Source organism: Maribacter sp. C-4077 (assembly GCF_055378385.1).
In genome coordinates this window covers 2,106,129-2,131,733 of sequence record NZ_AP038807.1, presented here as the reverse complement: position 1 = coordinate 2,131,733, position 25,605 = coordinate 2,106,129, and the positions used below count along the sequence as shown (strand labels likewise).

Annotated in this window: 18 protein-coding genes and 1 tRNA gene; 8 read left to right on the top strand and 11 right to left on the bottom strand. The window is 42.5% G+C overall.

What is annotated here, in order from left to right:
• Positions 1–10 precede the first annotated feature (10 nt).
• The 6 genes from ACZ41C_RS09265 to ACZ41C_RS09240 all read right to left on the bottom strand — a co-directional run bounded on the left by ACZ41C_RS09265 (position 11) and on the right by ACZ41C_RS09240 (position 9,720).
• Positions 11–949 (bottom strand): RraA family protein, encoded by a 939-nt coding sequence (locus ACZ41C_RS09265; RefSeq protein WP_138257851.1) that lies wholly within the window; start codon positions 947–949, stop codon positions 11–13.
• A 180-nt stretch (positions 950–1,129) separates the two neighbouring features.
• The gene (locus ACZ41C_RS09260; RefSeq protein WP_240042696.1) at positions 1,130–2,632 is read right to left on the bottom strand and encodes a mandelate racemase/muconate lactonizing enzyme family protein; all 1,503 of its coding nucleotides are present in this window, start codon (positions 2,630–2,632) and stop codon (positions 1,130–1,132) included.
• A gap of 61 nt (positions 2,633–2,693) precedes the next feature.
• The gene (locus tag ACZ41C_RS09255; protein WP_138257852.1) at positions 2,694–4,259 is read right to left on the bottom strand and encodes a SusD/RagB family nutrient-binding outer membrane lipoprotein; all 1,566 of its coding nucleotides are present in this window, start codon (positions 4,257–4,259) and stop codon (positions 2,694–2,696) included.
• A 4-nt stretch (positions 4,260–4,263) separates the two neighbouring features.
• Entirely contained in the window at positions 4,264–7,827 is a 3,564-nt protein-coding gene (locus ACZ41C_RS09250) for a SusC/RagA family TonB-linked outer membrane protein (protein ID WP_138257853.1), read from the bottom strand.
• A gap of 113 nt (positions 7,828–7,940) precedes the next feature.
• Positions 7,941–9,101, bottom strand: coding sequence for a FecR family protein (locus tag ACZ41C_RS09245; protein ID WP_138257854.1), 1,161 nt, complete (start codon positions 9,099–9,101; stop codon positions 7,941–7,943).
• Between the two features lie 112 nt (positions 9,102–9,213).
• On the bottom strand, positions 9,214–9,720 hold the full coding sequence (locus ACZ41C_RS09240) for an RNA polymerase sigma factor (protein WP_138257855.1): 507 nt from the start codon (positions 9,718–9,720) through the stop codon (positions 9,214–9,216).
• Positions 9,721–9,961: 241 nt separating this feature from the next.
• On the opposite strand from ACZ41C_RS09240, the gene ACZ41C_RS09235 reads away from it, so the two are divergent.
• Complete coding sequence (locus ACZ41C_RS09235) at positions 9,962–10,915, top strand: alpha/beta hydrolase (protein WP_464560908.1); 954 nt, start codon at positions 9,962–9,964, stop codon at positions 10,913–10,915.
• A 124-nt stretch (positions 10,916–11,039) separates the two neighbouring features.
• Here the strand turns inward: ACZ41C_RS09235 and ACZ41C_RS09230 are convergent.
• A tRNA-Leu gene (locus ACZ41C_RS09230) sits at positions 11,040–11,121 on the bottom strand.
• A gap of 187 nt (positions 11,122–11,308) precedes the next feature.
• On the opposite strand from ACZ41C_RS09230, the gene ACZ41C_RS09225 reads away from it, so the two are divergent.
• The 3 genes from ACZ41C_RS09225 (at position 11,309) to pth (ending at position 13,670) form a co-directional block, all read left to right on the top strand.
• Positions 11,309–12,250 (top strand): ribose-phosphate pyrophosphokinase, encoded by a 942-nt coding sequence (locus ACZ41C_RS09225; protein ID WP_138257884.1) that lies wholly within the window; start codon positions 11,309–11,311, stop codon positions 12,248–12,250.
• Positions 12,251–12,307: 57 nt separating this feature from the next.
• Positions 12,308–12,958, top strand: coding sequence for a 50S ribosomal protein L25/general stress protein Ctc (locus tag ACZ41C_RS09220; protein WP_138257885.1), 651 nt, complete (start codon positions 12,308–12,310; stop codon positions 12,956–12,958).
• 82 nt (positions 12,959–13,040) lie between these two features.
• A complete protein-coding gene (pth, locus tag ACZ41C_RS09215) occupies positions 13,041–13,670 on the top strand; it encodes an aminoacyl-tRNA hydrolase (protein WP_464560905.1) in 630 nt (209 codons plus the stop codon).
• Here pth and ACZ41C_RS09210 read toward each other — a convergent pair.
• Together ACZ41C_RS09210 and ACZ41C_RS09205 are read right to left on the bottom strand one after the other, a co-directional pair.
• Positions 13,667–14,350 carry a hypothetical protein gene (locus tag ACZ41C_RS09210; protein ID WP_464560903.1) on the bottom strand — a complete coding sequence of 228 codons (684 nt, stop codon included), beginning with the start codon at positions 14,348–14,350 and terminating at the stop codon, positions 13,667–13,669. The two genes, pth and ACZ41C_RS09210, sit on opposite strands and share 4 nt — an antisense overlap.
• Positions 14,347–18,132 (bottom strand): reprolysin-like metallopeptidase, encoded by a 3,786-nt coding sequence (locus ACZ41C_RS09205; RefSeq protein WP_464560901.1) that lies wholly within the window; start codon positions 18,130–18,132, stop codon positions 14,347–14,349. Before ACZ41C_RS09205 ends, ACZ41C_RS09210 begins: the two co-directional genes overlap by 4 nt.
• Before the next feature lie 53 nt (positions 18,133–18,185).
• On the opposite strand from ACZ41C_RS09205, the gene ACZ41C_RS09200 reads away from it, so the two are divergent.
• Together ACZ41C_RS09200 and ACZ41C_RS09195 are read left to right on the top strand one after the other, a co-directional pair.
• Positions 18,186–19,115 carry a bifunctional riboflavin kinase/FAD synthetase gene (locus ACZ41C_RS09200; RefSeq protein ID WP_138257888.1) on the top strand — a complete coding sequence of 310 codons (930 nt, stop codon included), beginning with the start codon at positions 18,186–18,188 and terminating at the stop codon, positions 19,113–19,115.
• Positions 19,115–20,437, top strand: coding sequence for an HTTM domain-containing protein (locus ACZ41C_RS09195; RefSeq protein WP_464560899.1), 1,323 nt, complete (start codon positions 19,115–19,117; stop codon positions 20,435–20,437). The genes ACZ41C_RS09200 and ACZ41C_RS09195 overlap by 1 nt, the downstream gene beginning before the upstream one ends.
• Here ACZ41C_RS09195 and ACZ41C_RS09190 read toward each other — a convergent pair.
• Entirely contained in the window at positions 20,434–20,814 is a 381-nt protein-coding gene (locus tag ACZ41C_RS09190) for a VOC family protein (RefSeq protein WP_464560897.1), read from the bottom strand. The two genes, ACZ41C_RS09195 and ACZ41C_RS09190, sit on opposite strands and share 4 nt — an antisense overlap.
• A 79-nt stretch (positions 20,815–20,893) precedes the next feature.
• Here ACZ41C_RS09190 and serS point away from each other — a divergent pair, with 79 nt between their 5' ends.
• A complete protein-coding gene (serS, locus tag ACZ41C_RS09185; protein WP_464560895.1) occupies positions 20,894–22,165 on the top strand; it encodes a serine--tRNA ligase in 1,272 nt (423 codons plus the stop codon).
• A 3-nt stretch (positions 22,166–22,168) separates the two neighbouring features.
• Here the strand turns inward: serS and ACZ41C_RS09180 are convergent, their stop codons facing one another.
• Positions 22,169–23,476: a ComEC/Rec2 family competence protein gene (locus ACZ41C_RS09180; protein ID WP_464560893.1), complete on the bottom strand. Its 1,308-nt coding sequence runs from the start codon at positions 23,474–23,476 to the stop codon at positions 22,169–22,171.
• Positions 23,477–23,683: 207 nt separating this feature from the next.
• Between ACZ41C_RS09180 and ACZ41C_RS09175 the strand changes: the two genes are divergently transcribed.
• Positions 23,684–25,468 (top strand): tetratricopeptide repeat protein, encoded by a 1,785-nt coding sequence (locus ACZ41C_RS09175; protein WP_464560891.1) that lies wholly within the window; start codon positions 23,684–23,686, stop codon positions 25,466–25,468.
• Positions 25,469–25,605: the final 137 nt, after the last annotated feature.

Below are 25,605 nucleotides of genomic sequence, written 5' to 3'. Positions count from 1 at the left end.
GGTTTGATATTTAATTTTTTCTGGAATCCATATAATCGTTAAGCTCCTTTCTTGTCATGGGTAATTTGCTGTCCGGATAGGATTTTAACCAGTTTTCAAAATCCTTATTGATTTCATCCGTCCATTTGGTATCGATTTGGCCAGCAGTATATTTCTTCTCCCGTAATCTCTGAAATCCAAAAATGTCCCGTAAGCCTACAATTTCAGAGGAAAGCACCAGTTCAGAAGCCAAATAGGAAGGAATGAAGATGGTTCCATGCCTATTTGCCAATACCACGTCGCCTGGCAAAACAGTTGCCCTTCCTATCCTAATTGGCACATTAATGGCAGACAACATTTCTTCTTGTAGATAGGACGGGTCCGCTCCTTTATGCCATCCATTGAAGCCTTCAATATCCAAAAGACCCGCCACGTCACGTACACCGCCATTAAAAATGACCCCGTTCTGTGAATTGGCATAAATGGCATTCCCCAAATTGGAACCTATAAGGGTACCATCAATGATTCTACCATATCCATCCGCCACGTAAACGTCTCCCGGTACCAACTGTTGAATGGGCCAGGAATTGCTGCCCCCTATGGTATCCCTTTTTTCCTCGGCTCCCTTTAGTTTTATCAATCTTTGATAGTCCGGTCTTAACGGCATATATTGGGCAGTGACCACTCTTCCAGTCATAACACCTTCCGGATGGATAATTTCCCATTCCCCTTCATATTGGTTGTTGTAGCCTCTACTTCTTAAAAAGCCCCAGGCCTCCTCTATCTGTATATTTTTCATCCTGCTTAAAAGGGCATCCGTTACCTTGGGTCTTCCATCATCAAAGCGCTCCCCTTTCCATTGGGAAGTCAGCTCCTTGATATATTCCACAGAACCTGTCACCCCTTGAGCATCGCCTTGGAAATGATATGTTAAACAAAACAAGACCAGTACAATTTTGAAATTTTTCATTTTAACCCGATTTAAAGTTTTTCCATATTCAAATTAACAAAATACCTAAGCTACAATAGTAATCAAGCTGAGAACACCTCCATATAAGGAAGCGTTCTCCTGCTTAACTTAAACTAACTCAAATACAAAGTTTTAATATTGGTAAACCCTTACTCAATACACTTAATTATAATTCAAAATTTAACTAAAGGTTCTATCATGAGACCTGAGTTCATTCCATTCCTCCGTTGATTTGAAGAATGTCTTATCTGAAGGATGCAAATGGGCCTTCACTACTTCCTCATCCAACTCAATTCCCAGACCTGGCGCCGTTAATGGTACAGTTGCAAAACCTTTATCGATCATTTTAAAACCGCCAACGGTTTTTACCAGACTTTCCCACCATGGAACATCAACAGAGTGATGCTCCAATGCCAAAAAGTTTTGGGTAGCGGCAGCACAATGCACATTGGCCATAAATGAAACCGGTGTACCCGCCTGATGCATGGCCATTGCTATACCATATTCTTCGGCATAATCGGCGATTCTTTTTGTTTCCAAAAGTCCACCGGAAGATGCCAAATCTGGATGGATGATATCCACTGCCCTATTATGTATCAGAGGAAGAAAATCCTTTAGAAGATAAATATCCTCACCTGTCGTTGTTGGTGTCTCTATAGCATCGGTAATAGTGCGCCATTGTTCATTATATTGCCAGGGCACCATATCTTCGAACCAGGCCAATCTATACTTGTCCAAGGCCTTTGCCAATCGAATACCATTGTTCAAATCAAAATGCCCATAATGGTCCGTAGAAATGGGAATCTCATAGCCTACCATATTGCGTACATCCTCCACGACCTTTTGAAGTTCTTCCAAACCCTTTTCGGTGATTTGGATTTGCGTGAAAGGATGCATCGTATTTCCGTAGGACATCATGTTTCTTCGATCGCCCCATTGGGCCAATACTCCTTTATCGTTCTCCCAAAACTTACCATTCACAACAGTACCTGGTTTGCCACGAAGTTCCCCTATGGAAACATCCATTTTCAACCAGGTATATCCTTGTTCATTTATCCTAAAGTCGATCAATCTTTTTTGTTCCTCTGGAGAAGATGCTTCGGGTGTATCTGCATAGAGCCTAACCTTATCCCTATATCTTCCTCCCAATAATTGCCAAGCCGGAACATCATACGCTTTACCACAGATATCCCATAATGCCATTTCAACGGCACATACACCACCCGCTTGCCTTGCAGGTCCGCCAAACTGCTTGATGCTCTTGAATATCTTTTCTACGTTGCATGGATTTTCTCCTAAAATGCGACTCTTCAAAAACAAGGCATAGCGAACATCCGCAGCGTCCCTTACCTCACCAAGACCATAAATACCTTGATTGGTCTCGATTTTGATAATGGCCGTACCGCCCATAACATTGGTCAGTGCATAGCGCATATCGGTAATCTTCAACTCCGACGGGGCAGACATCCTGCTGACCTTGGAAGTTGTTTGCGCTATGGTATCCTCGATACCAAGACCCATCATTCCGGTCATCGCTATTCCACCCAAAGCGGTCTTTTTGAGGAAGTTTCTTCTTTGGTCCGTGATTCTAGGATCTTCCAGTTCCCTGTTTCTAAGGGCCAAGATACCTTCTTCCTCTTTTTTAAATTTCGATACTAGTTTTCGCAGTGTGTTTTCCATCATAATTTAGTTAGGGATTTTAAGTTTTTAGCTCTTAATAAATTATCCCTTTAAATTAATCCTTTTATTCCACATCCCAGAATACCCTCGAAACTAGATTGTCACCCCCTATGGCGGAGACCGCAGCAGTGTAACTATCGGAATTGGCAGAACCCTCTCGGTCTGGATATGTCATTCTATGCACAAATCCGTCACCACCGTTTGCCAGTAAATTATCATTGAAATCATTACGGGCTAAATCAGGGAATCCACTTCTTCTAACATTTGCAAATGCTTCTGTTCCATTGCGGTAATTGGCCAACCAATATTGAGTATTAATAAGCTCCAAAGCGTTTGAAGCATTATAGGCAACTTCAGGTTCGGCCAAATAAGCATCCACTTCAGATGCTGGTATAGGCTCCGTATTGGGATACAAAGAATAAATATCCATATTGGCCCTGATACCATCCTCATAATAAGACTGGGCATCTCCAGAGACCCAACCTCTAAAGGCAGCTTCTGCCAATAAGAGAGATGTTTGGCCATAGGTTACATAAAATGCCGGTGCCGCAGGGGAAGCGGCTGCAAAAACATTAATCTGGCTATAGTCAAGACCTGTTCCTTTTGGTCCTCTGTACCCAAGGGATGTGTCCGATAATTGCAAATCAGAAACACCGACTGGAACACCAAATTGATCATCTAAATCCGTATTTGGATTCGTTTCGTTGGCCACTGCCCCGGGATCTTCAAACATTGCAATCATATACTTTGCCCTTGGGTCATTGGTTGTCTTTAACTGGTCCACCAGTGGCTCAGCGGCATAATTGAAAAAGGAAAAATTACGTAGCTGATTATTGTCTCCCCAGGCATAAACGTTGCCATCATATTTGACGTACGCATTATCAGCATTCGAAGTCATAACTCCACCGGAAAACGCTTCCGAAACAATAGATTCCGCCCTAGATGGATTAACTTTTGAATAGCGCATACCCAATCTCAACAATAAAGAGTTTCCAAGTTTTCTCCATTTTTCAACTTGTGCCGACGCAGAGTTTGTAGGTTGACTACCATTACTTCCGTAAAACAAATCATCCGAAACAAAATCACCACTGGCATTAAGGGATGCAACCGCACTTGTTATCTCATTGTATAAATCATCATAGATAGCTTCGTCATCATCATATGAAGGAAAGTAAATGATATCACTGACAGCCTTTCCAGCCTCTGAATATGGCACATCACCATAAGTATCCACGACCCCCATAAATACCTGGGCCTTCCATATACGAATCATACTTAACAGGTTGACACGATCAGTATCTTCACCAAGCAATTCTGTAGCTTGTACCAAGTTTCGAATTACAGAAGGGTACGAATCATTCCATTTGGGATTATTTACCCCATCAATATCCTCGTTAAAATTAAAACCTAGTGTAGCTCCCTGATTGTAAGGAATTACAAAATGTTGTACAATGGTATGTTCCGCTGCCCAAGTTCCTAAATGACTTCTTTGTGCCCCAGCAAACAAAAGGGCCGGATCTACCTCATTAACCGCATAAGGATTGGTGTTCACTTCCACAAAATCTTCGTCGCACCCTTGCAAAATGAGGCAGACTAAAACTATGGATAATATATATTGTATCTTTTTCATGGTTCTAGAATTTAACATTGAGACTAAAATTAAAATTACGGGTAGTAGGCAGTGCTGAATTTTCATAACCGGCCCTAAAATCACCCGAGGACTGAATAGCTTCTGGATCAAGCCCTGGAATGTCCTTATAAAGAATAGCGACATTTCTACAAGAAGCAGATAACGTTAATCCCTTCACAAACTTCAAATCCGCCATATTGTTTACCACATCCGTAAGGTCATAGGATAATGAAATACTTCTCAACTTGATAAAATCAGATTTAAAGGTAAATGGATCTCCAATTTGAAGGTTACGGTAATCTGCATAGAAAGATTGCAAATTGCTTACCGCGGTAGTATTTGGCTGACCATTGCTTTCATATACACTATTAGGAACAATTACACCGTTCTCTCCCTCTCTTCGACCTTCAAGGGAAAACTGGGAATGTCCTTGCCTTGTCATGTTCAAATGCGTGGATGACAACATCGTACCACCAAACCTATAATCAATCAAGAAGCTAAAATTCAGGTTTTTATAGGAAAAATTATTATTCCAGCCACCAACATGTTTCGGTATGGAAGATCCAACCGGTAAAAACCCATTTGTGTTTTCAGCTCCAGGCGTATCACCGTTTGTAGCCAATAATCTACCGTCATCGTTCACTAAAATCTGGCCACTGTCATTCCTCCTATACGTTCTGGTATATAGTTGGTTCATTGGCAATCCTTCCGTATATCTTAGCTCTCCGAGAAATTCGTTTCCGGTTCCATTAAAGAAAATTAATAAAAGTGTACCACTATCATTTCCAACATCCAATACTTCTGTTTTAAGATAGGCGTTGTTCCATGTACTTGACCACATGAAATCATCGGTCTGTATGGGCACCACTTCTACCAAAGTTTCCAAACCAGAGTTTTTAAGGGATCCCAAGTTTTGTTTTGAATTATCATAACCAGATGCGTTGGATAAGGTTACATCCAGCACTTGGTCAGTGGTCACCTTATCAAAAGCAGCTATATCAAAACGGAGGCGACTGTTAAACATCCGCATTTCCAAACCAATTTCTTTCTCCGTAACCGTAAAAGGTCGTAAAAGTGGATTTGGGGCAAAATTACCTGCAACCCCTGCAGTGGTTTGGCCATTAAATGGTGGATTAATAGTGTAATTAAGTATACCCTCATAGGTCCCCACACCATTGGCACTACCTACTTCTGCCCAAGAACCTCTTAATTTACCATAAGTCAACCAACTTTGTTCTTTCATCAATTCAGAAAAGATAAGACTACCGGAAACAGAAGGATAGAAAACACTATTGTCCTCTGGGTTTAGTACCGAGAACCAATCTTGTCTACCCGTAAAGTTCAGGTATAAAAGATTGTCATATCCAAATTCAGCCAATCCATAGAGAGAATTGATTCTGAAGGTACTAAACTGGTAAGGTTGAAAAGCGGCTTCATCAGTTTCGAAACTTGTTCCGTTTTTTATTGAATATAAATCAGGTACTACGAACAATCTTGAATATTGGGCATTTCTTTGAAATTGCGAACGCCAAGTATTACCTCCAAAACTTGCATCAACCGAAAACTTTCCAAATTCCTTGTTTGCACCCAATAAGAAATCAGCGTTTACATCCCGCGTTTGGGTCTGCTGAATGTCATAACGACCTCTATAAAACCCTGTATCACCTTCTAGGGTCGTTGTAGCACCAGCTCCATTAAGCTCATTCCACTCCGTAAAATTGGTAGCATAATCATAGTTATACCTTCCTTGAAGGTATAGCCAGTCTGTAAATTGATATCTTAAAGTAGCCGTACCTAACAGACGGTTCCTATTATCATTAAAAAATTGATTCTTTTGTAATTGGTAATAGGGATTGTTGATAGTTCCTAAAAATCCATTGGTACGCAATTCTGCACCAGTAACAGGATCAATGGCACTTTGACGATAAGCCTCAATAGGCGTAGAAATAGCCAATCTATTGAAAAAACCTACGGCACCCGGGCCTTGTGTACCAATCTGTGGCGGATTGATATTCTCCTCGTTCGTATAGTTTACGTTTAAAAGCATGTTCAGCTTTTCTGTAACGTTATAATTTATACCTACATTAAATATGCGTTTCTCATATTCATTCGCAGGTTGAATACCCTTAGCGGAAGTATTTGCAAATGAAGCACGGAAACTTCCTTTCTCATTGCCCCCGGAAAACCCAACGGTATTGGTTAGGTTTGTTCCAGTTCTTAAGAAATCGTAGAGTTGATATGGATTAGGCGAGTAAGGTCTAGACACACCATCAAAATTGACCGTGGGTACTCCATCAAATCTTTCGCCAAAACTAAATTGTCCTGTACCTTGGGCCTCTCCCTGTGTCTGTGGCCGAACTCCACCAGTTCCTTGACCATACTCAGTTTGTCTTATTTCATCCAAGAAATTCAACGCATGGGAAGTAGTAATGCTTGATGTGAAATCAACCCCAATACCTTGGTTTAAGGTACCTGTTTTTGTTGTTATTATCACCGCACCATTTGCTGCCCTAGCACCATAAATAGCGGCGGCAGTAGCTCCCTTAAGAACCGTCATACTTTCAATATCGTCCGGATTAAGATTTTGTAGGTTATCACCAAGATCTCTTTGATTATCACGTCCATTGGCCCCTCTAGCACCTTGATCTATTGGAAGACCATTGATTACAAATAATGGTGAATTGCTTGCACCGGCAAATGCGGATTGACCACGCAAACGAATTTGAACACTGGCACCAGCCCCTGCTGATGGAGGGCTGATATTTAATCCGGCTACCTTACCTTGCAAAGACTCCATAGCATTTACCGTTCTGGTTTTGGTAAGCTCCTCTGTATCCACAGCGGTGACCGCATATCCCACTTTTTTCGCATCCCTTTTTATTCCCAATCCAGTCACCACAACCTCGTCCAGTCCTTCAACGTTTTCTTCCAATACAACATTGAGTTCACTGGATTGCCCCACGGTTACTTCCTTCCTGGAAAACCCCAGTGAACTGAAAATGAGCACCGCGTTTGGTTGGGATAAGGTTATGGAGTAATTTCCATCGAAGTCGGTTGCAACTCCATTTGAAGTTCCCTTTTCAACTACCGAAACCCCGGGAATCGGCTGCCCGTTGGTATCATTTACGGTTCCAGACACGCTTTGTTGAACAGAAGTGGTTTCATTGTCCGAACTTTTCACACTAGACTTTGGCGTATTGGTTTGTACCTGTTTAGGTTTCAATACGATTTGATTTCCACTAAAAACAAAATCGGTATTTGTATTGTTAAAAAGTACTTGCAGTACATTTTCAAGTGCTAAGTCTTTAACCTTGATGGAAACCTTTCTAGAAGTATCCACTTTATTGACATCATACAGAAATTTATATTCCGTAGTTGCCTCAATTTCTTCCATAACCCTGTACGTTGGCACGTCTTCCAAGTTAATGGTCATCTTGGTTTTTTGGGATAGGGTGTTCGCCTGCGCAGAAATGAGTGCGGCGATAAATAAGAGCGAACATAGTTTGGTCGTTAAACCAATTTTCATGTAACCGGGTCTAAATAACCCTAATAGATCGTTAGTTTTCATATCATATTGTTGATTATTAATTGATTCAGTTTTCTTTCTTACAGAATTGAGTGGGTTCTGTAGGTTGATTTTAGTTTTTAATTTGTAACCATAGGCAAGTCGATTTAAGGTTGCTATTTAATACGTATATGGTCTCCTTCAATTTCATAATCAAAGGGTGTTTCCAGTTTAAATGTTTCCAATACCTCCCAAATTGATTCTTTCTCAAATGTGGCCGTGAACACTCTATTATTCAATTCATGGTTCTCACTTGTAATGGTAACATTGTAATGCCGTTGGAGCCTTTTAACAATATTGGAAAAGACCATTTCCTTCATCATCAGTTTGCCGTTTATCCAACCTGTATATAATTCTGTATGTACTTTTTCTAAATCAATATTGTTAGTTTCTGTATTCCATTCGGCTTTATAGCCAGGTGAAAGCAGGGTAGAGTTTTCCAGGTCATAAATAGAACCGGTTTTGTAAAGTCGAACTGAACCTTCGACCAAAACCGTATTTTGGTTCTGGTCCTCAGGATAGGATGTTATATTAAATTTGGTACCCAGCACTCTAACATCCACACCACCAGATGTGACTATAAAAGGACTGTTTTCATTTTTTGTTACTTCGAAAAAGCCCTCACCAATTAATGAGACCTCCCTGTTTTTATTTTTTTGGAATTTTACGGGATATATTAATGATGACCCAGCATTCAAGTGAACTAAAGTTCCATCTGAAAGGACTACCTTGAAAGTCTTTCCATGGGGTATCCTCAAGGTGTTATATTCCGACTCCGTTTCCACCTCGTCTTCATTTTTTGATTGCGAATAATCAACCAAACCATCCACCTTTTCGCCAAGAACCTCTCCCTTAGTATTGGTTATTTTCAACGTACCCTCTTTGGTAAGTACCTGCGTTTTTCCATTACCCAAAACCAATGTTATGGAATCAGGATCAATTGGCTCAACTATAGAAATATCTTCCTGAAAAGACTTGTACATAAAAAAACAACCCAATAACCCCACGAAAATGGCGGCGTATTTTAGAATTTCCCTTCCAGAAAATTTTGAATCGTCCTTTCTTTTTTGCTTTCCGGTATGAACAAGAAGTTGCCAAGCTTTCTTGGCATCCAGTTCGTCTACATCAGGCAAAGGCACATTTAGCTCATGCAACTTCACCAGTCTTTGATACGTAAGTTGATTATCCTTGCTTTGGTAAAGCCATTTCTGAAAATAAAGCTCTTCTTCACGACTCAAAGTACCCTTTATCCTCTTAACTATAATATTTGCTATCAATCCTATTTATTTAGTAAACAAATCAACGTTGTCTACTATTAAGACCCATGAAGATTAAAATCGGGTAGTGGATTTATCAAAAAAAGATGTATAAAATTAAAGAATGCTTAATTTACAAGAACCATAAATACACATCCTTTAAATTTATCCGTAAAGACTTAAAAGATTTCTTAAGATGATATTTCACCGTATTTACGGTAATTCCCATGATTTCTGCGGCACTTTCATACTTGTTACCTTCCAGTACGCATAGGGTAAAAACTCTTTTGTTCTGCTCAGGTAAAGCCTCTAGTTCTCTTAGCATATTTTCAGAAACTTCCCCTTTTATCAACTCGCTTTCATGGGAAGGTACTTCTGTTGATTGGTTGTTAAGTTGAAAAGTCTCACGGCTCTTTTTTATTTTTTTAAGGCTTTCGTTCCTTATTGCCACATTAAGATATTTATGAATATCAATAACATGGGAAAGATTTTCTTTTTGCAAAAGTTTGATAAAAACGTTTTGAACAACATCTTGGGCATCATCCATATTTTCAACATAACTAAAGGATTTTAGACACCATTCTTTATAATGGTCCAAAAACATTTGCTCTAGAAGTTTATGGCTTGGCATTTCCATCATATGTGTTTTTACGATTCCAAGGTGAAGTATTTGCTGCCTACAAATTACTTGTTTATAACTGTTTTTTTTACACTTAATAGAGGCAATGTATTAAATTGCTATTATATATGCAATAAAAATATCATATTGTAAAAATTTGTATTTAATAAATAGAAAATTCATTGTTCGTGGATACGTTGAATTACAAGGGCTATTTATTAAATATATTTTTTACATTTAAGTGTAATTAAAACACCTTTAAATGCTAAATAATTTTAAAATCCCTTTGAAACTCGCCATTTTTCTGGTTTTCTTTGGCAAATGCCCTATGATAGCCCAAGATGGGACAATCTATCCACTTGAAGCACCGAAGGAACCAAAGGCAATTCCGTTAAAAACAGGAGGTGTGGAAAATCAGCCTGCCAAGGAATCCTGGTTTAGGCAATGGGGCGATCCTATGGCCAGAAATATAACGCAAGCCACACTTACTCCCTTTTTACCAGACACTGATAAGGCAAATGGCGCAGCTGTTATTGTTGCCCCTGGTGGTGGATTTAGATGGCTATCCCTGGGTAATGAAGGCTGGGAAGTGGCAGAAGCACTCGCCAAGGAAGGATATGCTGCTTTCGTACTTAAATATCGTTTACACCCTACCCCAGAGTCCCTTGATGATTTCACCGCATGGATGAACCGACCTCGAACTCCAGAACCTACTGAAAATTCGAATGGGAATAAGGAAGAAACACCCGTGCCGCCTAGACAAATGGACCTTTCCAACCAATTGGAGGATACAGAGGCCGCCTATGCAATGATAATAGAACGTGCAAAGGAATGGGGCGTGGACACAAAGAGAATAGGAATGATTGGATTTTCTGCCGGGGCCGGGCTAACAATGCATTCAACACTAAATTCAAAAACTATGAAGTTAGCTTTTATAGGCCCCATTTATGGTGGTATGGGACCTGTTGAAGTTCCTAATAACGCACCTCCTATGTTTAATGTTATTGCAAGTGATGACTTTCTTTTTAGAGGACAGTTTGGGATTATTGATTCCTGGTATAAAGCTGGTATTCCTGTAGAATTCCACTTATATCAAAACGGGGGACATGGATTTGGCCTAGGAAATCCAAACCGTACGAGCAATCGCTGGTTCGATGCTTTTGTTCATTGGCTGGATGTCAATGGCTTTGGGAAAGAAGTGATGCCAAAGCAATAAATAATAGAGCGATAATTGCGTTTAATAAATTTTAAAGGTAGCACCTGAGATAATTCCATTCTTAAACTATACCTTATCTAAAGAAACAAAAAAGCCGAGACATAAATCTCGGCTTTCCCTTTTGTACTCGAGGTGGGAATCGAACCCACACTCCCGAAAGAACTGGATTTTGAATCCAGCGCGTCTACCAATTCCGCCACTCGAGCGTTTAAAATAGGACTGCAAAACTAAAAAATATTTTTATTTCCACACCAAAAAATTCAACAATTATCCTTTAGCAAGACAAATTAATTTCTAAATTTGCACCTCCTTAGAAAACACCTGCGCAAAGCGCAGTAGAAACAAGGCATTAAGCCTACTTCGTTCTAGGGGCAGAGATACAAAAAACAAGCCATGCCATACAGCGTTCCGGAACCAAAATTTTTCGCCTGTACCCAAAGTACGGTTTTAGGAGAAAAAATTGCCAAGGCCTATGGTGTGGATTTGGGCAATGTTATTTTTTCCCGATACAGTGATGGTGAGTTTCAGCCCTCTTTTGAAGAATCCATTCGTGGTGCAAGAATATTTATCATTGGATCTACCCATCCCGGTCCGGAAAACCTTATGGAGATGTTATTGATGATCGATGGTGCCAAACGTGCCTCTGCGCGACATATAACTGCCGTAATGCCTTACTTTGGATGGGCCAGACAGGACAGAAAGGACAAACCAAGGGTACCCATTGCCGCTAAACTTGTTGCAAAAATGCTGGAAACGGCTGGAGCTACCCGGATCATAACTATGGATTTACACGCGGACCAGATTCAAGGATTCTTTGAAAAACCTGTAGATCATTTGTTCGCCTCTACGTTGTTTCTCCCTTATTTGCAAAACCTGGGATTGGAAAACCTAACCATTGCATCACCTGATATGGGCGGATCAAAAAGGGCCTATGCCTATTCCAAGGCCTTGGATAGCGATGTAGTCGTTTGTTACAAACAGCGGGCCAAGGCGAATGTCATTTCCCACATGGAACTTATTGGGGATGTCCAAGGGAAGAATGTTGTTCTGGTGGATGATATGGTGGATACCGCAGGTACATTGACCAAAGCTGCAGATTTGATGATGGATCGGGGAGCGGTAAGCGTACGGGCGATTGCTACCCATGGCTTATTGTCCGGCAATGCCTACGAGAAAATCGAAAAGTCCAAACTAACGGAATTGATCATTACAGATTCCATCCCTTTGGAAGTAAAAAGCGATAAGGTAAAAGTACTGAGTTGTGCGGATCTATTTGCGGATGTTATGCACAAAGTACACAACAACAATTCCATTTCGTCCAAGTTTTTAATGTAAAAAGAGACTAAGAACGGACCAGGAAACAATTAGAATTTTTAATTTTTAATACATATAATGAAGTCAATTACAATTAAAGGATCAGAAAGAGAAAGCGTGGGCAAGAAGTCAACAAAGGCCCTACGTAATGCTGGAAAGGTTCCTTGCGTAGTATACGGAGGGGATAAACCATTGCACTTTTCAGCAGATGAACTAGCGTTCAGGGATTTGGTTTACACCGCCAATGCGCACACAGTTGCAATTGAATTGGATAACGGGACCAAGGTGAACGCCGTAATGCAGGACATCCAGTTCCACCCTGTTACTGACAGTATCATGCACATTGATTTCTATCAGTTGTTCGAGGACAAACCTGTAACCATGGATATTCCAGTTAGGTTGCAAGGAAACTCGCCAGGGGTTAGAAACGGTGGACGTTTATTGTTCAGAAAAAGAAAACTTACCATTAAGGCCTTACCGGATAAATTACCGGATTTCTTTGATGTGGATATTTCCAAACTTAGAATTGGCCAGAACATTGCGGTTTCGTCCTTGTTAAGTGACGATTTCACCATCCTTCACCCAGATACCACTACGGTAGTACAGGTTAAAACAGCACGTACTGCGGTTATGACCGATGACGAGGATGAAGAAACTGATGAAGAAGAAGGAGCAGAAGCAAGTGCTGAGGGAGCAGAGGCCCCAGCTGAAGAAGCTGCCCAAGAATAGATTTGATTTACAGACCCAAAAAGCATCCCGGTTTAAATATTGGGGTGCTTTTGTATTTTTAGGCAACTGTAAAAGATATTCTATGTTGAAATATCTTAAAAAATTATTGGGCTTAGTAGACCCATTTTTAGAGGAGGTAGACCCCATGAAAAAGTATTTAATCGTTGGATTAGGAAATATAGGTGCCGATTATGCCGAAACCCGACATAACATTGGTTTTAAAATTTTGGATGCCCTCGCAAATCAGAAAGGGCTGGCTTTTGAAACCGAGAAGCTAGGTGACATTGCAATCTACAAATTAAAAGGCCGAAGCATCCTCTGCCTGAAACCCTCCACCTACATGAACCTTAGCGGTAAAGCGGTGCGATACTGGTTGGACAAGGAAAAAATACCCTTGGAAAACTTGCTCGTCATAACGGATGACATCAACCTCCCATTTGGTACTTTGCGTCTCAAGACCAAGGGAAGCGATGGCGGCCACAATGGTCTAAAGGATATTCAACAAGTATTACAGACTACCAATTACAATCGGTTTCGATTTGGTGTTGGTGCCGATTTTGGCAAGGGCAGACAAGTGGAATATGTACTTGGCCAGTGGAACGACGAGGAGAACTCAAAAATGCCGGAGCGATTGGAAAAATCCATTGCGCTTATGGAATCCTTTGTTTTGTCAGGTGTTTCCCGCACAATGAACCAATTCAACGGGGTTTAAAGAACGCTGAAACTATAGATTCCAGAGTTGGTGGCATTTCCTTCTGCATCCCGCGTAACCACACTCCAATAGTACGTACTGCCAGAGATTACGGATACTTTAAAGGTAGTGGCCAAGTTGGACAAAGTAGCTTCCAAATCCGTAGGCGGATTCTGTTCCGAAAAATATACCTCGATATTCTCAATATCATCATCCAGATCCGATGCAGACCAAGACAGGGTCACTTCATTGTTAATGTCCTTGAACACACGTTCGGACATGCTGGGATCCAATATTTCAGCCGGGAACGGGGCAAATGTGGTTCTTGAACCTGCATTATAAAAACTCCACATTTCGCTAGAAATCGTGTTGTCCACTTGATTGTTCCTGGAACGCACCAACCAAGAATAAGGCTGTCCCTTTAGCAAGGGAAGACTGGCCGTTGTGCTTTGGGTGGAAATTGTCTGCACCGTATTGGAGTTGATATTGGTCACGCGCAATTCATAGCTGTCCGTATTATCCGATCTTTGCCATTGAAAGGTCACCCTGCTCGTAGTGGCATCCTGATCTATACCCGTGGTACATTCAGAATTCTTTTCAGGGAACAAAAGCAACACCTGACCGGGAGGTTTAGGGTCGTCTTTCTTTTTACAACCAAATACCGCAAAAAGGCACATAAGAAGTACTGTCTTTCTCATCATCTTTTTAAAATCTTAGTTGTTTTTTTCATTCCCCTACTTTCGTATTGCAAATAATACATGCCAACGGGCAACATACTCAGATCATATTCTTGGGAGGAAACGCCATCCTGTAATTTATCGGTTCGTAACAACCTACCATCCGAACTGAACAACTGCATCGTAGCCCGTTGTGTGGGTACATCGAAATAGATTTCTATAAAATCGAGGAAGGGGTTCGGGAATACCCGTGGGCCATCGGAAACTAGAATTTCCTCCTCATACATACCCTGACAGGGAATATCGGTGTACACCTTTAAAAAATTGATGCCCTTGGAAAGGTCCAATGAAAACTGTTTTTCTGCCGTATAGGTAGTGAAACCATTAAGTTCAACATAGTATCCTTTGGCTCCTTCCAAATCCAGAACCACCTGGGAAGCCTGTAAGGAAACCTTGGAGGTAACACTCAGTGGGGCAGGTTCTATAATGACCACCTCCAAACAGAAGGGTTCGTAGCTGATGGTACCATCGGTTCCGGTAATGCAGATATCATAGGTTCCCGCGCTTAAATTGGTAAGGTTGTAACTATTGGTAAAATTATCGGTAGTATTTACACCGTTCCCGTTTACGGTGATTTCATAATCCAAAAATACTTTGGGAACTATCCGTATGGCACCATCGTTATTTGGCCTACAGGATTCGCTTTCAAGGCTTACGTTAAAGTTTTCTTGGGTAAATCTGTAAATGGCACAACCAGATGCATCCACTTCCTGCCCCAAAGGTGTGCCCAAACACAGATCATCTCCATCATCGAACACCCCGTCCTCGTCGTCATCAGGTCTAAAATCACCCTCAACACACACCTCTAAGGAGAAATTGTTGAGTCGGCCTCCGTCCGACGCCGCATTGTCCTTTACCTCTAAGACCCACTCACCTAGTATGGATTCCCCATAAAAGGAACTCAAGGTGCCAATGGGACGCACGGTTCCGTTAATTGCAGGGGAACCGGAGCATGTAAATGCGTCTGCAGCCTCATCGTCAAAAACCGCATTGATGTCCGAATTGTTCCCACAGGCACTGGAAACCAAAACCACCGTTGTTCCCGCTGGGGAAGTGAGGCTGATGACCAAATCCGATAAATACGTATGTTCTATATCCAGGTTTACATTGATATCGGCCAAATTCAAATCCTGATAAAAAAGAACCCTTGAGGTAATCGTTGGTGTTCCTACAGGGGTTATGGTTATTGGAACGTTGTTACTCGCCTTGGTGATACAATTGAACTGTATCGTTGTAAAACTGAAAGGTACCCCAAAAACTCCTTCCCCGCAGGCATTCAAAGGCTTGACACGCCAAAAATACTGGGTTTCGTTCAACAAGGACGTGGGCTGGTAGGAATTTGTCGCCAACACTTTGGATTCAATAATTTCCGTAAAACCGATGTCCGTTGCAATTTCAACCGCGTAGGAGGTACTCACCAAATCCGGTTCCCATTCCAAGACTACATCTTTTGATACGTCCAAACTTCCGTCCGATGGAGCGGTAAGTATGACTTCGGAGAAATTGCTATCGAAAACGCTCAATTGCAAGGAAATACTTTTTGTAACGCTGACCGAAGTGGCAATAACATCAATAGGATAATTACCAATGGCCAAATTTTCAGTTCCCGAGATAGTAAGGTCAATCGTGGTATTGGAAACGGAAACGGTATCCTGTGAAAAAGTGGCGGTCACTCCAGGTGGCAACGCCCCAACACTCAGGGTACTTTCCTCCATGAAGCCTAAATACGCTTCATAGTCAAAACTGACCACAAGGTCATCCGGTTTACAGACTTCATAGGTAAGGTCCGCAAAATTTAGTACCACTTCAGACTCCGAAATGGAAAAATCAGCTTGGTTCACGGCAAAGAAAATATTGTTCGAAGCCTTGACCATAAACCTCCCGGCAGTTGTGGTATAACCTCCTGGAATCACCATAGTATGACTTCCATCATTGGCAATGTTCTGGGCAATCCTGTTGGGGAAGGTGAGTCCGCCATCCGTGGAGAGAAAAATATCCACATTCTGGGCTGCTATGGGCAATTCATTGGTATTGGCCACATCCCAAGTGATGGTCTCCGTTTCGCCTGCCACAAAAGTTGCCGGCACCTCTTGTGAGGTAACCAAAAAAGGGCCTGCCTGTCTGGAAACGACAACTGTAACCTCATCTGAGGCGGATTGTCCGCCGTTCAATACATTATCGCGCACAGTAAGCGAAAAGTTCATTTCACGCTGCACATTAGATACCGTTTCCCATGCCCCTCCTTCAACAGGGTTGGACTGGGTAAGGTCACCCGATACTACCCTACTCAACCTTGGAAAATAACGTTCTGGAGATACTGAAGGGGGGAGCGAACGGAACATGGCACCTGTGGGATTATTGGGCCCAAAAGTGGCCTGGGTGACAATTCCATTGTCTATTTGCTCCCAAGTGTAGGTTACCACATCCGTTGAATCAGGATCACTGGCACTGCCCGTCAATACAAAGGCGGTTCCAACAGGAATGGTGTAGTTACTGACCGGATTTAAAATGGGGGCATTGTTGGTCAAAGGCAGGGTTTCCCCACAGCTTATCGTCTCCAAATATTCGCGGATCTGTACGATGCTCACATAGTGAAAATAGTCATCTGAATTTGTGGCGACGTCATTTGCGTTCGTAATCCCGGCATACCCCATAATGGTGGTGCCGCTTCCAGGTTCCACCTGCACTAAGGTGCCTTCGGACAAATGTGAAAAAGTATGGTTGGCTCCAAACTGATGTCCCATTTCATGGGCAACCAAGTCGATGTCAAACTGATCGCCTTGTGGAGCGAACAACGTGGTGTAGGCGCTGCCCTTTCTGTTATCCTGACAGACGGAACCAATAAAACCTGCATTGCCATCCAAAGTATCATCCTGCTGATTGAACAAATGGCCAATATCATAATTGGCCTCGCCAATAACACTGGTCAAGGTATTCTGGGTTTGGGAACTCAGGCCCCCTGAAAAGGGATCCGTATCCGGGTTGGTATAAATAACGGCATCCGTATTGGCAATCAGCTCCAAGGTCACTCCCAGATCACGTTCAAAAACGCCGTTCACCCGTGTCAATGTGGCATTGATGGCCGCAAGGGCATCGGGGATGGTACCCCCATGGAATTGCGTGTATTCCCCGGAGGCTGCAATCGCGACCCTAAACCTCCTCAGGCTTTGATCGTCCACTAGCTTGGCTGTTGACGCGGTGGATTGTAAGGCAACCATATTTGGGTCGGTCTTACAGACAAAATCCAATTTTTTGGTCAAATGATCTTTTGCATTGTAAACCACATAATCACCGCTGGCCGCTTTTTCCATAAATACGGTGCCCCCCTTGCCAGGGTCCATGATCATAGTCTGTATCCCTTTGGGGGAAACACTAAAAAATATCTTTTGCTTATTTGGTCCGGACCCTACGCCCCTATAGGATTTTATGTTGGGATATTTTTGGACCAATTCCGGTGCAAATAATTGGGATTCTTCGACTTGAAACGGTATCAAATTGCCTTCAGCATCCGGAAAATGGATGGTTCTTACTGATCTTTTGGATTTGGAAACCTTGGAAAGTTCCCCTTTCAACCCTTTTTCATCCAGCACAAATGCCCTGGCCTTTTGTACATCTAATCGCTTGAGGGTACTTTGCCTATCCTGATTTTTAAGCTCCGCTCTTTGCCAATAATTGGTCTGTGCAAACCCAGAAAAGGAAAGAAATACTATGGTAATTGAGAAAACAAGACGTAATTTAGCAGTCATTGTGGGGCTTTTATCTCCAAATCAAATATAGTTCTTTTTATTTTCCAACAGCGTTGATTACAGTTCAAAGCATTTCCAATTACGATGAAAAACACCCTGTTGCCATAACCATTGGCACCTTTGACGGAGTACATATTGGTCACCGGAAAATATTGGAAAAAGTCATAAACCGTGCCAAGAACTCCAATTTAAAATCGGCCGTACTTACCTTTTTTCCGCACCCCCGTATGGTACTGCAAAAAGATGCCAATATAAAGCTTCTTAACACCATAGACGAAAAAAAATCCATTCTGGAGAAAATGGGATTGGATATTTTGGTCATCCATCCGTTTACCAAGGAATTTTCGCGGCTTTCGGCCACGGAATTTGTTCGCGATCTCTTGGTGAACAAATTAAAATCCAAGAACGTTATTATTGGTTACGACCATCGGTTTGGCAGAAATAGGAACGCCAATATAACCGACTTGATCGCTTTTGGAAACGCGCTGGATTTTTCCGTGGAGGAAATCCCTGCGCAGGAAATAGACGAGGTTTCCGTGAGCTCCACGAAAATACGTAGGGCCTTGGAAAATGGCGATATAGAAACGGCCAATGCCTACCTAGGCTATGAGTACATGCTAACGGGGACCATAAAAAAAGGGAAGGGCCTTGGCAGAAAAATCCACTTCCCAACGGCGAACGTCCATATTGAGGAAACCTATAAACTTGTTCCCAAAAATGGGTCCTATATCATAAAAAGCCATATTGAGGGTGCGGATGTTTTTGGCATGATGAATATTGGCTATAATCCAACAGTGAACGGTACTTCAAAAACAATAGAGGTTCATTTTTTTGATTTTGATGCGGACCTTTACGACAAGAATCTCCAGATAAATCTCCTTTCCCGGCTCCGTGATGAGCAAAAGTTCGATTCCCTGGACGAACTGAAATTACAATTGGCCAAGGACAAAGAGAAATCGCTGCAATTTATATCCAATAGATAATGATGCTCAAGAGGTTGTTATTTCATAGAATTGACAACAGCCCGCTTATCATTTTCCGCATATTTTTTGGCGTTCTCGTTTCATTGGAATGTTTTGGTGCCATAGCCACGGGCTGGCTCAAAAGGAATATCGTAGCGCCCCAATACACCTTTCCCTTTATTGATTTTGCATGGCTGGAAGCCCTTGCCGGGCCGGGTATGTATTTTTATTTTTCCCTGATGGGTATCTTGGGAATATGTATAGCGTTGGGGCTAAAATACAGATTCTCCGTACTGGCTTTTACCTTGCTCTGGACCGGCAGTTACCTGATGCAAAAAACCGCATATAACAATCATTATTATTTATTGGTCCTTATTTCCTTTTTGATGTGCCTATTTCCGGCCCATAAAGCATATTCCTTGGATGTTCGCATGGGAAACTCTCAAAAGGAAAATTCCATGTACGGCTATGTGAAGTGGATCATAGTCTTGCAATTGTTCATTGTATATACCTACGCCTCCATTGCAAAACTGTACGGAGATTGGCTGGATTTTGGCATGATAGACATACTGATGAAGTCAAAGTCCGGCTACCCGCTCGTTGGTGATGTATTGCAACAGCCTTGGATGCACAAAATCATCGGGAGTTTTGGGATTATTTTTGATTTGTTGGTGGTTCCGGCGTTGATTTGGAAACCTACCCGAAAAGCGGCCTTTATCGCCTCCATTTTCTTTCACCTCTTCAATTCGGTCATTTTCCAGATAGGAATATTTCCTTATCTGTCCTTGGCTTTCACGGTTTTCTTCTTTGAACCGGAAACCATCAGAAAGTTATTTTTCAAACGTAAAGTCCCTTTTAACCTCCAGAAAACGGTGGTCCCAAACTATAAAAAACCATTCCTGGTAGTGTTCGGTATCTATTTTTTGCTCCAGTTAATCCTACCTATCAGGCACTATTTTATAAAGGACGATGTATTATGGACGGAAGAAGGCCATAGAATGAGCTGGAGAATGATGTTAAGGGAACGAAGCGGTACGGGACAATTTAAGGTATTGCGCGGCAACGGCACGGAACTATTCATAGATATACAGCAATATCTTACTACAGGTCAACAACGAAAAGTCCTCGCCTATCCAGATTTTGCCTGGCAATTTGCACAGTATCTAAAAAGGGATTTAAAAGAGGAAAACGAGGAAGTATCCGTATACCTAATTAATTCCAAGGTAAGCATCAATGGCCGACCTCTAGCTCCTTTCATAGACCCAACCGTGGACCTCGCAAATATTCCTTGGACACCATTGAAACACAGCGATTGGATACTACCGTCTCCATTGGAGGACTAAAATTTTATCGCCCGCTGGCAAAGCTGTAGGGGCATCCCCCAAGGATCACGGAGCATAACGAGATGACCGCCATCCGGCTTGAGGACCTCCTCGAAGAAGGTTGCGCCCTGGGCCATTAAACGCTCCTTATCCTTAGCCGCATCCTCCGAAACAAAGGCAACATGAAATGTCAACGGATGTTCCGATTCAAAATTTCTTTTTGTGGCATCGTCCCTACTGTAAAGTTCCAAGACGACCCTGCCGGCGCTATCAGCCAAAAAGGTCATATAGGGTGCTACTTTTTGTTCGCTTGCGATTGTTAGCCCCAGATGCTGGCAATACCAATCTACCACCTGTCCAATATTGGCAACGTTCAAGGCAAAATGCTCAAAAACCATAAACCATTGTTTTAGGTATTAAAAGTATACCTTTTAATGGGAACTTTCCCTTAAATTTGCTGCCAAATTATATAGAGCGATGCTACAATTACAGGTCATACGAGAGGAAAAGGAGAACGTTTTAGAAGCCCTTAAAAAAAGAAATATTGATGCCGAATCCATGCTGAACGGCGTACTTCTTTTGGATGAAAAAAGACGCGCTACCCAAACCCGATTGGATTCCATCCTTGCGGAATCAAACAGGTTATCGAAAGAAATTGGCATGCTCTATAAATCCGGAAAGGCACAAGAGGCGAATACCTTAAAGGAAAAGACGGCGGACCTTAAGGAGGAGTCCAAACAATTAGGGGAGGAACTGACAACTACGGCAGAGGAACTTCAATCGCTTTTATATCAAATTCCCAATATCCCCAACAAATTGGTGCCGGCAGGAAGTTCCGAAGAGGACAATGAGGAAGTTTTTAGGGAAGGGGACATTCCCAAGCTGGTAGATGGCGCCTTACCCCATTGGGAATTGGCCAAGAAATACGATATTATCGATTTTGAACTCGGCGTTAAGATCGCAGGAGCCGGTTTTCCCGTTTACAAAGGGAAAGGAGCACGTTTACAGCGCGCCTTGATCTCCTATTTCCTGGACAAGAATACCAATGCCGGCTACACGGAAATGCAGGTGCCCCACGTGGTAAACGAGGCTTCCGGGTATGGAACCGGACAATTGCCGGACAAGGAAGGACAGATGTACCATATAACTGCGGACGACCTGTATCTAATACCTACGGCGGAAGTTCCCGTGACCAATATTTTTAGGGATACCATCCTACAGGAAAGCGACTTTCCCATTAAATACACAGGTTACACGCCTTGTTTTAGAAGAGAGGCTGGAAGTTATGGTGCCCATGTGCGCGGACTGAACAGGTTGCACCAGTTTGACAAAGTGGAAATTGTCCATGTAGAGCATCCCAATAAATCGTACGAAGCTTTGGATGGTATGGTGGAACATGTAAAAAATATTTTGCGTGAGTTGAAATTGCCGTACCGTATCTTGCGATTGTGTGGTGGGGATTTAGGATTTACATCTGCCCTAACCTACGATTTTGAGGTGTTTTCTACGGCGCAGGACAGATGGCTGGAAATCAGTTCCGTATCCAATTTTGAAACATATCAGGCGAATCGTTTAAAATTAAGGTACAAGGACGAAAACGGAAAAAGTCAACTAGCACATACCCTGAACGGTAGCTCTTTGGCCTTGCCCAGAGTCTTGGCCGGAATTCTTGAAAATTATCAAACCGAAGACGGTATCCAAATCCCCGAGGTGTTGGTGCCCTATTGTGGGTTCGATAAAATTGACTAGTCCCTAGACGTCATTGTATTTCAATTCATAGGATTCCCATTGATAGCCCATCTGAACACGCCGGAAGGCATAAATACGCTCACCGTCTGTTCTAACGTTTATAATTCCCGGCAATACTTTTTTGAAACGCTGCCTGGCTTCCGTGTTTGCCAAGGAATCGGAAAAATCGAGGTCGCCCAACGTAGTTACCGTAGCATCGGAATAGACTTGTGCCTCAACGTCACCCGCATCCACGAACAGTGCCGAAAGTTCCGTTGAAAAAATAAGGGGCATTTTTCCCCTTCCGGCCAGTCCCAAACCTCCTAAAAAAACCGCTCTTGGGTGACCATGATCCGGTGTTTCCCCAGAGGAAACCACAGTGACCATGGGGTTCACATGATTTAGCAAATTTTGGGAAAACTCATGGCTGCCGTGATGGGGCGCCTTAAAAATATGGGCGTTTACTTTAAGGGTATTCCCCGGTATCGACAAGAGATGTTCACTTCCCTCCACGTTCAAATCCCCAGAAAAAAAGGCCCTTACATGGTCATAGTCAATCCTAAAGATCAAGGAATGTCCATTAATGGTATGGGACTTTCCGCCAAACCACTTAAACGAATTGTCGGATTCCAGGGTGGGTCCCAATATTTCCAACTGTACGCTTGCGTCCCCTATGGGCAGATACCCGTTGGAAGCGTCCACACGTTGGTAGGTAGCTCCAGAGCCTTTAACGGCATCGATCCATTCGCTAAAGTCACTTTTAAGATGTTCATTCTCCAAATCCTGTACCGAGTCATGTATGGTTCTCAACCTATCATTTTCCATGGTACCTATTTCCGTGTTGTGTCCATCGGCATATAAACCAATACCATTGTGGTATATATTCTTGACCGTAATTTTGGGGTGTTCAAGTAGCGGCTCCAAGCCGTCAATATGGTCCTTATCGGCATGGCTTAAAAACAAATGGTCAATTGTTACGCTGGTATCGGGCTGGTCCAATCGGAATTTCCAGATAAGAAAACCCAAGGCCCTGTCCTTTAATCCGCCGTCCACCAATATTTTAATATTATCGGGGGTTACGGTAAAGGAAGCATCCCCTTGCCCAATGTCCAAAAAATAAAATTCCAAACTCCTTTTAGGCAATAGTTTGGTGTTGGACGCAATCTTTCCTTCTCGCCCCCGGTAAATGGCAGTTCTGTAACTCTCCGCAATATTGTCCTCCAAAGGTTCCACCATTAGTTCATCACCATAGATTACCACATAGCTCACGTCCTCAACGCCGTTGTTGAAGTAAAACCGTTTTGTTTTTGACCCTAAAAACCGTGTTTCCATTTAATTTTTTGCGTTTGGCCGGTAAATGGCCCCTTTTACTAAAACTACATTATTAATAGTATTCCTACAATATATTATTTGATAACCAGTCGCAGAATCTGTACGAATTGACATGAAATCCCATTGCCGCCATGCGATATTGACCTTATTATAGTTCAGTTAACAGATTCTTTTACGGCTCTTGCTTAAATTTGATAAATTTCTGCTATGAAGTTTTTAGGATTTTTTGCTTTTCTATTCATCTCCATCAGCGTTTGTGCCCAAGAGGACTTTTTGGCCAAGCAATATTTTGCCGATGGCGATTTTGAAAAAGCGGTCGTTTTCTACGAAAAATTGGCGAAACAGAATCCGAGAAGAACGGACTATCTACAAGGTCTTATTGCCTGTTATCAACAGCTGGAACGCTATACCGATGCCGAAGCCTACCTTTTGGAACAGTTGAACCAGAGAAACCCACATCCTACCCTATTGATAGAAATGGGTTACAATTATTCCCTCCAGGACATGCCGGAAAAGTCCGAGGCATATTATGACCGTGCCCTGGCTTTTATTGAGGAAAACCCTAACTACGGGTACGCTTTGGGCTACCAATTCCAAAAATATACCTTATTGGACAGAGCCGTGGCGGCCTATAAGAAGGCTATGGAACTGAACCCTACCTTGGACTACAATTACCAGTTAGCCAGGATTTATGGGGAACAGGGCGATATTGAAAGAATGTACACCTCCTATTTGGAACTTTTGGTGAACAATAAAACGTCAAAATCCAATATCCTTAGAAGCATTGACGACTTCATTACATCGGACCCGGAGGATGTCAACAACCAGACCCTTAGGGCCATACTTCTTCAAAAGGCACAGAAAAATCCGGATATCATCTGGAACGAGCTGCTGAGCTGGCTGTTCGTAAAACAACGGCAATTTGGAAGCGCATTCAGACAGGAAAAGGCCATTTACAAACGTATGGAGGGCGGCAATACCGGTCGCCTGGAGAATTTGGGCACCACGGTACTAGAGGAGAAGGAATATGAGGTTGCCAAGGAGGTTTTTGAATACATCAAGGATGAAAGTGCGGACCCTATTGTGCAATTGAACGCGGAGCTGCATTTGATAGACATCACCTTGGAAGAAGTGGAAAAAAATCAATTGGACGCCATACAGAAACGCTACGAAGCCCTTATTTTACAATACGGATACCAGACCCAGACCCTGCAACTCCAGGTGGCCTATTCCAATTTCCTGACCTTTCAAAAAGACGAGCCCGGCCCGGCCATCGAACTGCTAAAGAACAGTTTGGAACTACCCATGAACGAACGGAGCAAGGCCTACATTAAGCTTGCCCTTGGCGATATTTTGGTATACGACCGTCGGTTTAACGAAGCGCTCATCTTTTTTTCGCAAGTTCAGGACAAGTTAAAAAACGATGTCATGGGACAGGATGCCCGATACAAAGTAGCGGAAACAAGCTTCTATAAGGGAGATTTTGACTGGGCATTGACACAGCTAAAGGTGCTACGGGGTTCTACCTCGCAGCTCATCGCGAACGATGCCATGCAATTGAGTTTGTTGATATCGGACAATTCCTTGGAAGACTCCACCCAGACAGCATTGAAAAAATATGCCCGTGCCGATTTTTTGGCCTATCAGAACAAAACGGACGAGGCGATCCAAGACCTAAACGATATTTTGGAAAACCACAAGGGAGAAAAAATAGAGGACGAGGCACTCCTAAAACAGGCCCAATTATTGGAATCCCAAAAGAAATACGAAGCGGCAGAATTCAACTATCAAAAAATAATCGAGTTCTATGGTAACGGTATCCTGGCAGACGACGCCTATTTTGCCTTAGGGGAACTTTACAGGACTGTACTGGACGAGCCGGAGAAGGCCAAGGCACATTATGAACGTATCATTTATGACTATCAGGACAGCTATTATTTTCCACAGGCCCGCAAAAATTTTAGAATGCTGCGGGGGGATGCGGTCAATTAACGTTTAATAGTCGAGAGTGCGGAGTGCGGAGTTCAGAGTGTAGAGTTAACAGTTAGAAATATGCTGGAGGCAATACATAATAAACAATTAGCATTGAACAGTTAATAGCTTAGAGTCGAACAGCGGTAAGCGTTTAG